At 76.9% G+C, this 11,880-nt stretch carries 9 protein-coding genes; 8 read left to right on the forward strand and 1 reads right to left on the reverse strand.

Annotated features, from left to right (window positions below):
- The first annotated feature begins 68 nt into the window (after positions 1 to 68).
- Positions 69 to 539: a hypothetical protein gene (locus tag ACIQBJ_RS29000; protein WP_400716298.1), complete on the forward strand. Its 471-nt coding sequence runs from the start codon at positions 69 to 71 to the stop codon at positions 537 to 539.
- 96 nt (positions 540 to 635) lie between these two features.
- Here the strand turns inward: ACIQBJ_RS29000 and ACIQBJ_RS29005 are convergent, their stop codons facing one another.
- Positions 636 to 1,208, reverse strand: coding sequence for a nucleosidase (locus ACIQBJ_RS29005; RefSeq protein ID WP_400716300.1), 573 nt, complete (start codon positions 1,206 to 1,208; stop codon positions 636 to 638).
- Between the two features lie 231 nt (positions 1,209 to 1,439).
- Here ACIQBJ_RS29005 and ACIQBJ_RS29010 point away from each other — a divergent pair, with 231 nt between their 5' ends.
- The 7 genes from ACIQBJ_RS29010 to ACIQBJ_RS29040 all read left to right on the forward strand — a co-directional run bounded on the left by ACIQBJ_RS29010 (position 1,440) and on the right by ACIQBJ_RS29040 (position 11,726).
- Complete coding sequence (locus ACIQBJ_RS29010) at positions 1,440 to 2,786, forward strand: hypothetical protein (RefSeq protein WP_400716302.1); 1,347 nt, start codon at positions 1,440 to 1,442, stop codon at positions 2,784 to 2,786.
- 15 nt (positions 2,787 to 2,801) lie between these two features.
- On the forward strand, positions 2,802 to 3,722 hold the full coding sequence (locus ACIQBJ_RS29015) for a glutamate ABC transporter substrate-binding protein (protein ID WP_400716304.1): 921 nt from the start codon (positions 2,802 to 2,804) through the stop codon (positions 3,720 to 3,722).
- A 172-nt stretch (positions 3,723 to 3,894) separates the two neighbouring features.
- Positions 3,895 to 5,211: a hypothetical protein gene (locus ACIQBJ_RS29020; protein ID WP_400716350.1), complete on the forward strand. Its 1,317-nt coding sequence runs from the start codon at positions 3,895 to 3,897 to the stop codon at positions 5,209 to 5,211.
- Positions 5,204 to 7,762, forward strand: coding sequence for a tetratricopeptide repeat protein (locus ACIQBJ_RS29025; protein ID WP_400716306.1), 2,559 nt, complete (start codon positions 5,204 to 5,206; stop codon positions 7,760 to 7,762). Before ACIQBJ_RS29020 ends, ACIQBJ_RS29025 begins: the two co-directional genes overlap by 8 nt.
- A gap of 2 nt (positions 7,763 to 7,764) precedes the next feature.
- Positions 7,765 to 8,919, forward strand: a complete 1,155-nt coding sequence (locus tag ACIQBJ_RS29030; protein ID WP_400716308.1) for a PP2C family serine/threonine-protein phosphatase — start codon at positions 7,765 to 7,767, stop codon at positions 8,917 to 8,919.
- A 70-nt stretch (positions 8,920 to 8,989) separates the two neighbouring features.
- Positions 8,990 to 10,327, forward strand: a complete 1,338-nt coding sequence (locus tag ACIQBJ_RS29035) for a VWA domain-containing protein (protein WP_400716310.1) — start codon at positions 8,990 to 8,992, stop codon at positions 10,325 to 10,327.
- A gap of 109 nt (positions 10,328 to 10,436) precedes the next feature.
- Positions 10,437 to 11,726 carry an FHA domain-containing protein gene (locus ACIQBJ_RS29040; RefSeq protein ID WP_400716312.1) on the forward strand — a complete coding sequence of 430 codons (1,290 nt, stop codon included), beginning with the start codon at positions 10,437 to 10,439 and terminating at the stop codon, positions 11,724 to 11,726.
- Positions 11,727 to 11,880: the final 154 nt, after the last annotated feature.

An 11,880-nucleotide genomic window follows, 5' to 3' on the forward strand; every position in this document is an offset into this window, starting at 1 on the left:
CGCTAACGTCCCGCGCTCACAGTGCGTCCGAACGGGGGCGTGCGCCCGAAGACCGGAGCAGGTGCCAGATGGCGATCCGCAAGTCCACCATGCAGGAGCAGGTCGCCGCGGCGATCGCCGCGATCGAGCCGAACGACCGCGCGGTGACGACCTTCCACACCATCACCGGCCCGAGCCCGTGGCTGATGAACGAGCTGGGCCTGATCGGCCAGCTGTTCGTGAAGTACTACTTCGTCACCCTGACCGAGCGCGTGGTCGTCGTGCACAAGGCCTCCCGGATGAGCAACCGTCCCAAGGAGCTCGTGCACGTGATCCCGCTGGACCAGGCCCGGGCCTCGATCAGCGACGTGCGCCGCAACACGCTGTGGAGCTCGCTGCGCTTCCAGCTGCCGGGCGAGCCGAAGCCGACCCGCCTGAACATCGGCCGCTACTGGCGCGCCGAGATGGACGTCTTCACCGCCGGCCTGCTGGGCGGCGGCGCGGGCGTCCCGCCGCAGGGCCAGCCGGTGCCGAACCCGTACCAGACGCCGAGCGCCTGATCCTCCGTCGGAGCGCCCGTCCCGTGCCGCCGCGGCCGGGGACGGGCGCTCCGTCGTCGGCGGAGCCACCGGCGGCACCGGCCCCGGGGGGGCGCGTCAGGCCAGGCGGGTGCGGGCCCAGTCGGCGAGCAGCTTCGCGCAGGCGTCGACCGACTCCTGCCAGCTGCGGAACGCGCCGTCGCCGGCCTCGTCGCTGACGTGCTTGACCAGCCGGACCGGCAGCCCGGCCCGGCGGGCCACGTGGGCCACCGCCCAGCCCTCCATGTCGACCAGGTCGGCGCGGGCCGCGAGCAGGTCGCGCTCGGCGTCGGCGGAGACGAAGCGGTCGCCGGTGGCGAGCACCGGACCGGCCGGGGCCAGTTCGATCGGGCCGTCCATCGGACGGCCCGTCAGGCCCTCCAGCAGCGCGGTGTCCAGGTCGTGCTGGAGCACCCGGGCGATCTCGTGGGTGCCGGCCAGCCCGGGCCGCAGCGCCCCGGCGGTGCCCAGGTTGACCACCTCGGCGGGCCGCGCGCCGCCGCCCAGCACGGTGGCCAGCGCGGTCGCGGCGTTGACCTTGCCCATGCCGGTCAGCAGCACCGGCAGGCCGCCGTCCAGGTGCGCGGCCTCCTCGGGCAGCGCGACGACGAGCAGCGGGCGGTCCGGGGCGACGGTTCCGATCAGGCGCATGGCCCCAGCTTACGAGGGCGCGGAACCGGACGGCCGCCGCCCGGCGTCGCAGCGGACGCGAGGGGGGCGGGCCGGGCCGCCGGCGCCGGGCCGCCGGGCCGCCACCGGTCGGGAACGAACCGGTCACCGGTGGAAGAACTCCCGGACAACTCGGGTGTGGTGATCGCTCCCGACCGCCATACTGCCGGGTGACGGGCCACGACAGGGGGAAGCGGACCGATGGGGGGAACGGTGCTCGCACAGGCACAGGAGGGCGCCGCCGCGCCGCCCGCGACCCGCGGGCCGGGCCCGGTGGCCCGGCTGCGCGCCGCCGGGCGGACGCCGCCGGGGCGGCTGCGGGCCGCCGCCGCGGTGCTGGTCGCGCTGGTGCTGCTGTTCGGCACGGCCGGGCTCTGGCAGTCCGCGAACCGTTCGGCCGCCTCGGGCGGGCTGGTGTCCCGCAGCGAGCCGCTCAGCCAGGACGCGGCGGAGATCTACCGCTCGCTGGCGGACGCCGACACCACCGCCGCGGCCGGCTTCCTGCTGGCCGGCCAGGAGCCGCCCGCCCTGCGCAAGCGCTACCAGGACGACCTGGCGACCGCCGCCCGGCTGATCTCCGAGGCGGCCGCCCGGACCGGCTCCACCGGCGGCGACGCACAGCTCCGGCTGGCCGAGCTGAACCAGCAACTGCCGCGCTACGCGGGCCTGGTGGACACCGCCCGGGCCGCCAACCGGGAGGGCCTGCCGCTCGGCGGCGCCTACCTGCGGTACGCCTCCGGGCTGATGCAGCAGACCATCCTGCCGACCGCGCAGAAGCTCGCCGACAGCGAGGCCGCCGCGCTGGACGAGGAGTACGACCGCGCCGCGGCGACGCCCTGGCTGTCGCTGGCGCTGGGCGTGCTGGCGCTGGGCGCGCTGGCCCGCTACCAGGTGCTGCTGTTCCGCCGCACCAACCGGGTGTTCAACCCGGGCCTGCTGGCCGCGTCGCTGGCGGTGCTGACCGCCCTGGTCTGGCTCGGCGCGGGCGCCGCGGCGGCCGGCGGCAGCCTGCACGACGCCCGGGTGCAGGGCATCCACCCGCTGCGCCAGCTCAACCAGGTGCGGGTGGAGGCGCTGCAGGCGCACACCGCGGAGAACCTCAACCTGGTCTCCCGGGGCGCCACCGACGCCTACACCCAGCGCTGGGACCAGCTGGCGAAGGAGCTCACCGGCCCGGCCGGGCAGGCCGGCTCGGTGGACGGCCTCTCGCAGTCCCCGCCGAACGCGGCGCGGGCGCAACTGGCCGACGCCCGCAAGGCGTTCGGCGACTGGCAGGACCGGCACGCGCAGGCGGCCGGGAAGGACGCGGACGGCGACTACGAGGCCGCGCTGGGGCTGACGCTGTCCGCCGACGGCGGGGACACCGCCGACACCGCGTTCGGGGCGGCGGAGCAGAAGTGGGCGGCGGCCGAGCAGGCCGAGCAGGGCGCGTTCGAGGCCGCCGCGGGCGGCGTGGACACCGTGCTGGCCGTCCAGGCCGCCGCCGTCGCGCTGCTGGCCGCGCTGGCCGCCGCGGGCACGGTGCGCGGCATCGGGCGCCGACTGGCCGAGTACCGGTAACGGGGGGATCGAAGGATGCGCAAGGCGAGGACCCGGGCCCTGATCGCGGCCGCGGCGCTCACGGCGGGCCTGCTCGGCACCGGCGGCTCGGCCGCCGGCCTGGCCGGGGGCGCCCCGGCGCGGGCACCGGAACTGGCGGTGGCCGCCGCCGAGGACTGCGACCTGGCGGCCTCGCTGCCGCCGAAGCAGCAGGCCGGGGCGAAGATCGCGAAGATCCGCCAGCGCGGGAAGCTGGTGGTCGGCGTCGACCAGAGCGCCTACAACTGGGGGTACCGCAACCCGCAGACCGGCAAGATCGTCGGCTTCGACATCGACCTGGCGCACGCCGTCGCCAAGTCGGTGCTGGGCGACCCGGACAAGGTGGTGCTGAAGACCGTCTCGACCGCCCACCGGATCGACGCGCTGAAGAGCGGCGAGGTCGACCTGGTGGTCCGGGCGATGACCATCACCTGCGAGCGCAAGAAGGACGTCGCCTTCTCCGTCCCGTACTTCCGGGTCGCCCAGCAGGCGGTGGCCCCGAAGTCGCTCAAGGCGCGCGGCACGGCGGAGGCGATGAAGGGCCGCCGGGTGTGCGCGGCGCTGAACTCCTCCTCGCACACCGAGCTGAAGGCCGACTCGCGGGGCGCGGCCGCGATCGTCACGCCCGACAACCAGTTGGACTGCCTGGTGCTGATGGAGCTGGGCGAGGCCGACGTGACGCTGTCGGACAGCTCGCTGGCCGCCGCGATGATCGCCCAGGACCCGACCATGGAGCTGGTCGGACAGCCGTTCCAGTCCGCCTTCATGGGCGTCGGGATGAACCAGAACGACACCGACCTGATCGCCTGGGTCAACCAGGTGCTGGCCGACTGGCGGTCCTCCGGGGGCTGGCGGGCGAGCTACGACACCTGGCTGCGGGCCAGCATGGGCGCGTCGCCGGACCCGTACCTGCCGTGACCGGCCGCCCCGGTGCGCGCCGCGAGCGGGGGTCCGCCGTCCGCTCCGCGCCGGGCTTCGGGGAGACTGGGCGGCCGACGGGACGTCACCCGGACCGCCCGGCCCGCCCGCCCCGTCACCACGACCGTGGCCGAGAGGAGGAACCGCGTTGGCCGGAACGACCCGCCCGGTGATGAACCGTGAGGAGGTCGACCGCGCGCTGGCCCGGCTGGGTGCCGAGCGCGACGCGGTCGAGGCGGCGCTGCTGGCGCTCCAGGACCACCCCGGGCTGCGGCTGCTGACCGGTGCCGAGCTGTCCGGGCGCACCCGGGAGCGCTGGACCGTCGCCGAGGGCGGCGTCGCCCTGCTGTGGGCGCTGTTCGACCGGTACGCGGAGGCGCTGGCCTCGGCCCGCGCGGTCCGCTCCCGGCGGGCCCGGCCCGGCTCGGCCGAACTGGCCGAGCTCAGCGAGCTGCTGTCCGGCCCCGCGGTCACCGTCTCCGGCGGCCGGCTCCCCGAGGCGGCCGGCCAACTCGGCGCGCCCGCCCGGCTGGTGGAGCGGGTCACGCTGGCCGAGCTGCTGGAGCGGATGAACAGCTGGTACGCGGTGGTGCTGGAGGTGGTCGGCCCGGTCGACGCCGTCTGGTCGGCGCTGCCCGCCCGGATCGACCTGCTGCTGGCCGAGCTGGGCCGGGTGCAGATGCTCGCCGTCTCGGTCGGGGTCCGCCCCGGCGGCCACCCGCTCGCCGACGACCTGTCCGAGCTGGCCGGGCAGTTGGCGGCGCTGCGCTCCCAGGTGGTGGCCGACCCGCTGGCGCTGTGGCGGCCCAGCCGGGTGCCCGCGCAGCGCGGCCGGGCCGCCGAGGACGAGGCGTGGGCCGCCCCGACCGGGGTCGTCGACACCGCGGGATTCGACCGGATGGGTCGCCAACTCGACGACATACGCGTCGAGTTGGAGGGGCTGCTGCGGCTGCGCGACGAGTCGCACGAGCGCCTGCAGCAGGTCGCCGACCTGCTGCAGCGGGCCGACCTGACGCTGGCCGAGGCCCGCCGGGCCCGCGGCGAGGTGCTGGCCAAGATCGCCGCCACCGAGGTGCCCGCCGTGCCGGGGCCGCCGTCCGCGCTGCGCGAGGCGATCGCACAGGCCGTGGACTTCCAGCAGACCGGCCAGTGGCACCGGCTCGGCCCGCTGCTGGACGCCCTGGAGGACGCCGCGGCCAAGGAGCTGGGCCGGGCCCGGCAGTCGCTGACCGAGGTCGCCCAGCCGCTCGCGGTCCGGGCGGAACTGCGCGGACGGCTGGAGGCGTACAAGGCGATGGCCGCCCGGCTCGGCCTCGCCGAGGACCCCGAGGTGGTCGAACGCTTCGAGAAGGCCCGCTGGCTGCTGTGGAGCGCCCCGTGCGACCTGCGGGCGGCCGCGGAGGCGGTGGGCCGGTTCCAGCAGGCGCTGCGGCCGCCGGCGCCGCAGCACATCCAGGACAGTCGCCAGGGGGAGGAGACCGATGGCTGAGGCGTGTGCCCGCGCGGGTTGCGGCGGGGAGATCGACCCGGACGGGTACTGCGACACGTGCGGACTGGCCCCCGAGGGGGCCGGGACGGCGTCCGCGAAGGCGTCGGCGAAGGCGTCGGCGGCCGTGTCCGGCGGGCCGTGCGGGCGCGACGGCTGCGGGGGCGCCGTCGACCCGGACGGCTACTGCGACGAGTGCGGCCTGGCCGCCGAGCCCGCGGCCTCCCGCCAGGTGCCCGCGCAGCGCGCCGCCGCCCCGGCCCCGGGCGGCCCGTGCGGGCGCGACGGCTGCGGCGGCACCGTGGACCCGGACGGCTACTGCGACGAGTGCGGCCTGGCCGCCGAGCCCGGCACCGGGACGGCCGCGCGGGCCTCCTCGGCGGTGTCCTCGGCGGCGGCCTCCCGTCCGGCGTCGGGGCGTTCGGGCTCCGCCCGGACCACCTCCGGCCGGTCCCGGGCGGGCCGTTCGGCGCGCAGCGGCTCCGGCCGGTCGGTGTCGGTGCGCAGCTCGCGCGGCTCGGCGGGCACCGGGCGGCGCGGCAACCTGGGCGCGGGCCTGGTGACGATCGCGCCGGTGCCGACCCGCGACCCGGCGCAGGCGGTGCTGGTGAACCCGGAGGTGCCGGAGCGCAAGCGGTTCTGCTCGCGCTGCGACCAGCCGGTGGGCCGGGAGAAGAACGGCGTCCCGGGCCGCCCGGAGGGCTTCTGCACCAAGTGCGGCACCCCGTACTCGTTCAGCCCGAAGCTGGGCCGCGGCGACCTGGTCGGCGGCCAGTACGAGGTGATGGGCTGCCTGGCGCACGGCGGCCTGGGCTGGATCTACCTGGCGGTGGACCGCCGGGTCAACGACCGCTGGGTGGTGCTGAAGGGCCTGCTCGACACCGGTGACGAGGACGCGCTGGCGGTGGCGATCGCCGAGCGCCGGTTCCTGGCCGAGGTCGACCACCCCAACATCGTCCGGATCATCAACTTCGTCGAGCACCCGGACGCCCGCACCGGCCTGCCCGACGGCTACATCGTGATGGAGTACGTCGGCGGCAAGTCGCTGAAGGACATCGCCAACGAGCGCCGCGCCCCCGACGGGCGGCGCGACCCGCTGCCGGTCGAGCAGGCCATCGCGTACGCGCTGGAGGCGCTGCCCGCGCTCGGGTACCTGCACGCGCGCGGGCTGGTGTACTGCGACTTCAAGCTCGACAACGTGATCCAGTCGGACGACACGCTCAAGCTGATCGACATGGGCGCGGTCCGCCGGCACGACGACGACGGGCCGATCTACGGCACCACCGGCTACCAGGCCCCGGAGATCGCCACCGACGGGCCCTCGCCCTCCTCCGACCTGTACACGGTGGCCCGCTCGCTGGCCGTGCTGACCTTCGACTTCCAGGGCTACGCGGACCGCTGGCGGCACGAGCTGCCGGGCGCGGACGAGGTCGAGGTGTTCGCCCGCTACGAGTCCTTCCACCGCTTCCTGGTCCGCGCCACCGACCCCGACCCGGCCCGCCGGTTCGCCTCCGCCGAGGAGATGGCCGCCCAGCTCACCGGCGTGCTGCGCGAGGTGCTCAGCCTCCAGGACGGCCGCGACCGGCCGGCCGCCTCCACCCTGTTCGGCCCCGAACTGCGGCTGGTGGACAGCGAGTTGGCCGAGGAGCCGCCGGCCGCCCGGGCGGTCGCGCTGGCCCTGCCCGCGCCGCTGGTCGACCCCGCCGACCCGAACGCCGGCTTCCTCTCCGCGCTGCCCGCCGCCGCCCCGGCGGAGCTGCTGGCCGCGCTGGGGGCGGCCGCCGCCGACTCCCCCGAGCTGCGGCTGCGCACCCTGCGCGCCCACCTGGAGCTGGGCGACCCGGCGGCCGCCGCCGAGGCGCTGGCCGGGCTGGAGGACGAGCACGCCGGCGACTGGCGGGTGGTCTGGTACCGGGCGCTGACCGCGCTCGCCGACGGCCGCACCGAGCAGGCCGCCGACTCCTTCGACGCGGTGTACGACGCCTTCCCCGGCGAGGCCGCGCCCAAGCTGGCGCTGGCCGCCTGCGCCGAGCTGCTCGGCGAGACCGAGGACGCCACCGCCTACTACGGCCTGGTCGGCGCGACCGACCGCTCCTACGTCGGCGCCGCGTTCGGCCTGGCCCGGGTCCGGCTCACGGCCGACGACCGGCCCGGCGCGGTGGCCGCGCTGGAGGCCGTCCCGGAGAGTTCCGCGCACTTCACCGCGGCCCGGGTCGGCGCCGTCCGGGCCCGGCTGCGCGGCCGGGCCGCCACCGAGCCGCTGGCGGCCGAACTCGCCGCCGGCTCGGCCCAGCTGACGGCGCTGCGGCTGGACGCCCGGCGGCACGAGGAGCTGGCCGTCGAGGTGCTGGACGCCGCGCTGCGGTGGGTGCTGGCCGGAGCGGCCGGGAAGCCCGCCACGCTGAGCGTGCTGGGACATCCCGCCGCGGAACGGGAACTGCGGCTTGCCCTGGAACACTCCTACCGGGTGTTGGCGCGGTTGTCCGACCGGGCCGGAACGAGGATCGAGTGGGTGGAACGGGCCAACCGGGCCCGCCCCCGGACGTGGGTGTGAACATGCCGCAGCAGACCGAGTGCCCGAACTGTGCCGAACCGCTGGGGCCCCAGGACGCCTTCTGCGGGGCCTGCGGCACGGCGCTGACCGGGCCGCCGACCCTGCGCGACCTGCCGGTGGTGCCCAGCTGCCCGCACTGCGGCTCGGTCGACCTCGCGGACGGCTGGTGCCAGGCCTGCGGGCACGCCCAGCCCCGCGAGCGCGACCACCAGGAGCGGGAGACGACCGGCGTCGCCGCCGTCTCCGACCGCGGCCTGCGCCACCACCGCAACGAGGACGCCTTCAGCGTCGCCACCGCCGAACTCCCCGGCGGCACGCCTGCCGTGCTCGCCGTGGTCTGCGACGGCGTCTCCTCCTCGTCCCGGCCCGACGAGGCGTCCGCCACCGCCGTCACCGCCGCCGCCGACTCGCTGGTCAACGCGCTGCGGGCGGGCCGCGAGCCCGGGCAGGCGATGCGCGAGGCGATCGGCGCCGCCAACCGGGCCGTCAGCGCGCTCGCCCACGACGGCACCGCCCCCGACGGCCGGCACAGCAACGCGCCCGCCTGCACCTACGTCAGCGCGATCAGCGCGGCCGGCCTGGTCACCATCGGCTGGGTCGGCGACACCCGCGCCTACTGGGTTCCCGACGACCGGGAGTCCGCCGAGCCGTACCGGCTCACCGAGGACGACTCCTGGGCGGCCCGGATGGTCGCCGCCGGGCTGATGAGCGAGGCCGAGGCGTACGCCGACCCGCGGGCCCACGCCATCACCGGCTGGCTCGGCGCCGACGCCGAGGACCTCGACCCGCACACCGTCGGCTTCACCCCGCACGTCCCCGGCGTGCTGCTGATCTGCTCCGACGGCCTGTGGAACTACGCCGAGGCCGCCACCGACCTGGCGGCCGTGGTCCCGGCCGACGCCCGCACCGAACCGCTCGCCGCCGCACGCGAGTTGGTGCGGTTCGCGGTCGGGCGCGGCGGGCACGACAACATCACCGTCGCCCTCCTGCCGATCGACCCGCCGGCCGCCCCGACCGCCCACGACGACACCCTGCTGGACGTCCCGCTGCCGCGCGCGGCCGACCCGGACGCCACCGTCCCGCTGCGGACGGTCACCGCCCCGGAGCCGGACCCGACGATCCCGCTGCGGACGGTCGCCCGACCGGACGCGGGCTGATCCCCCGCTCCCGCCCGACTCCCCTCCACTCCCCACTCCTCTCCCATTCCTCCGACAGGAGCTCTCCGCCATGGCCTCGCTGTCCAAGCCCGGCGCGCCCCGGTTCGACGTCGACGTCTTCCAGAACGAGTACCTCGCCCAGGGCGCCCGCGAGGTCAACGCCATCGTCACGGTCACCGCGACCGGCGGCGGCACCTCCGGCGGGCGCCCGCTGGACGCCGGTGCGGCGGGCGGCCCCGGCGCCGCCGTGGTCCTGGTGATCGACTGCTCCGGCTCGATGGAGTACCCGAACACCAAGATCCGGCACGCCCGCGAGGCCACCGCCGCCGCCATCGACGAACTCCGCGACGGCGTGGCCTTCTCGGTGGTGGCCGGCACCCACGAGGCCGGCGACATCTACCCCGGCAACGGCCGGCTCGCCGTCGCCGGCCGGGACACCCGCGCGCACGCCAAGGACGCGCTGCGCCGGCTCCGCCCCAACGGCGGCACCGCGATCGGCACCTGGGTCACCAAGGCCCGGCAGCTGTTCGACTCCCGCCCGGAGGCGACGATCCGGCACGCCATCCTGCTCACCGACGGCCGCAACGAGCACGAGAAGCCCGCCGACCTGCAGCGCGCCCTGGACTCCGCCGCCGGGTACTTCACCGCCGACTGCCGCGGCGTCGGCACCGACTGGGAGGTCGCCGAGCTGCGCCGGATATCCGACGCCCTGCTGGGCACCGTCGACATCGTCGCCGAGTCCTCCGGCCTGGCCGAGGACTTCCGCTCGATGATGACCACCGCGATGGGCAAGCAGGTCGCCGACGTGGCGCTGCGGGTCTGGACGCCGGTGGGCGCGCAGGTGAAGTACGTCAAGCAGGTCGCCCCCGACGTCGCCGACCTCACCGGGCGCCGGACCGAGGCGGGGCCGCGCGCCGGGGACTACCCGACGGGTTCCTGGGGCGACGAGTCCCGCGACTACCACGTGTGCGTGGAGGTCCCGGCCGCGGCCGTCGGCAACGAGATGCTGGCCGCCCGGATCAGCCTGGTGCTGCCGCACCCCGACGGCACCGCCGAGGTGCTCGGCCAGGGCCTGGTCCGCGCCGTGTGGACCGACGACCTGGCCTCCTCGACCCGGCTGAACGCCCAGGTCGCGCACTACACCGGTCAGGCCGAGCTGGCCGACTCGATCCGGGACGGCCTGGAGGCCCACCGGTCGGGCGACCTCGACCGCGCCACCGCCAAGCTGGGCGCCGCCGTGAAGCTCGCCCACGCCAGCGGCAACGAGGGCACCCTCAAGCTGCTGCGGAAGGTGGTGGACGTGGTCGACGAGCGGGAGGGTACCGTTCGGTTCCGTAAGAACGTGAGCGAGGCCGACTCGATGACCCTCGAGACCCGGTCCACGAAGACCGTGCGCGTGAAGAAGTGAGCCGGACACCCGCCGGACCCGAACCTGCTGGAGTGGGGACCTGATGCCGATCTGCCCTAGGGGACACGAGTCGCAGGCCGAGGACTGGTGCGACTACTGCGGATTCCCCATGACCCCGCCGCCCGGCCTGGCCATCCCGGGCTTCCCCGGCGGCCCGGACCGGGCCGCCGGCCCCGGCGCGCCCGCCGCGCCGCCGGCCGCCCCGCCCTACCCCGGCGCCTACCCGCCCGCCGGACCGGGCAGCACCCCGCCGTCCGGCACCCCGACCGGCGGCGGCTACTTCGAGCCCCGCCGCACCCCGACCCCGCCGGCCGGCACGCCCACCGGCCCCGGCGCGCCGCAGCCCGGCGGCCCGTACGGCGCCCCGCCGCCCCCGCCCCCGCCGCCCACCGGCGCGCTGGCGAACTGCCCGATCTGCCGCAGCCCGCAGACCGGCCGGTACTGCGAGGAGTGCGGCTATGACTACAACCTCGCCACCACGGCCCGCCCGCCGGGCCCGGCCCCCGCCGCGGGCCTGCCGCAGGGCTACGGCTTCCCGCCGCCGAGCCCCCAGCCGCCCGCTCCCCCGGCCTCGGCGGCCCCGCCCGCCGCGCCGCCGGCCGCGCCCCAGGCACCCTCGGCGTTCGAACCGCGCCGGCCGCCGCAGTCGCCGTACGAGCCGCCCCAGCCGCCCCCGGCGCAGCCGCAGTCGCAGTCGCCGTACGAGCGCCCCGGCTTCCCGCCGGCCGCGCCCGGACCGGCCGCTCCCCCGCCGCCGCCCGCCTACCCGTCCGCACCGTCCTTCGACAAGGGCCCGGCCGCCGCGTTCCCGGACGTCGACTACGAACGCACCGGCCCGGTCTACGCCGAGCCGTCCGCGCCGCAGCAGCAGCCCGGCGGCGAGGAGTTCGGCACCTCGTTCCGGCTCTCCCCGCCGGGCGCACAGCCGGGGCAGCCCGGACAGCCGGGCCCGGGCGGGCAGCACGGGCAGCCGCCGGCCGCGCCGCAGCGCGCCACCTGGTACGCGGTGGTGGCCGCCGACCGCGCGTACTTCGAGGACATGATGGCCCGCAGCGGGCCGGAGGCGTCCGGCCTGTACTTCCCGCCCTACGGCAACGAGCGGCGGGTTCCGCTGACCGGCCGCGGCCAGCTCCGGATCGGCCGGCGCAGCCAGCAGCGCGGCACCGTCCCGGAGATCGACCTGTCGGTCTCCCCCGAGGACCCGGGGGCCTCGCACCAGCACGCCCTGCTGGCCGAACAGCCGGACGGCAGCTGGGCGGTGGTCGACCAGGACTCCACCAACGGCACCACGCTGAACGGCAGCCCGGACGCGCTGCCGCCGCACACCGCGATCCCGCTGCAGGACGGCGACCGCATCCACGTCGGCGCCTGGACCACCATCACGGTGCACCGGGCCTGACCGCCCGTCAGCCCATACGGCGTCACCACCGGCCCGGGGGGGGGGGGGGGGGGGCCCCGGCCCCCGGGGGGGGGCGGGGGCCCCCCCGCGGGGGGCCGCGGCCGAGCGACAAAAAAAAACCCCAAAGGGGGTGGGGCGGGGGGGGGGCCCCCCC

This window comes from Kitasatospora sp. NPDC088391, from assembly GCF_044753345.1.
Classification (GTDB): domain Bacteria; phylum Actinomycetota; class Actinomycetes; order Streptomycetales; family Streptomycetaceae; genus Kitasatospora.

Coding starts and splice junctions, on each gene's coding strand:
- ACIQBJ_RS29000 (WP_400716298.1), top strand. CDS start 69: ATGGCGATCCGCAAGTCCACCATGCAGGAGCAGGTCGCCGCGGCGATC.
- ACIQBJ_RS29005 (WP_400716300.1), bottom strand. CDS start 1,208: ATGCGCCTGATCGGAACCGTCGCCCCGGACCGCCCGCTGCTCGTCGTC.
- ACIQBJ_RS29015 (WP_400716304.1), top strand. CDS start 2,802: ATGCGCAAGGCGAGGACCCGGGCCCTGATCGCGGCCGCGGCGCTCACG.
- ACIQBJ_RS29020 (WP_400716350.1), top strand. CDS start 3,895: ATGAACCGTGAGGAGGTCGACCGCGCGCTGGCCCGGCTGGGTGCCGAG.
- ACIQBJ_RS29025 (WP_400716306.1), top strand. CDS start 5,204: ATGGCTGAGGCGTGTGCCCGCGCGGGTTGCGGCGGGGAGATCGACCCG.
- ACIQBJ_RS29030 (WP_400716308.1), top strand. CDS start 7,765: ATGCCGCAGCAGACCGAGTGCCCGAACTGTGCCGAACCGCTGGGGCCC.
- ACIQBJ_RS29035 (WP_400716310.1), top strand. CDS start 8,990: ATGGCCTCGCTGTCCAAGCCCGGCGCGCCCCGGTTCGACGTCGACGTC.
- ACIQBJ_RS29040 (WP_400716312.1), top strand. CDS start 10,437: ATGACCCCGCCGCCCGGCCTGGCCATCCCGGGCTTCCCCGGCGGCCCG.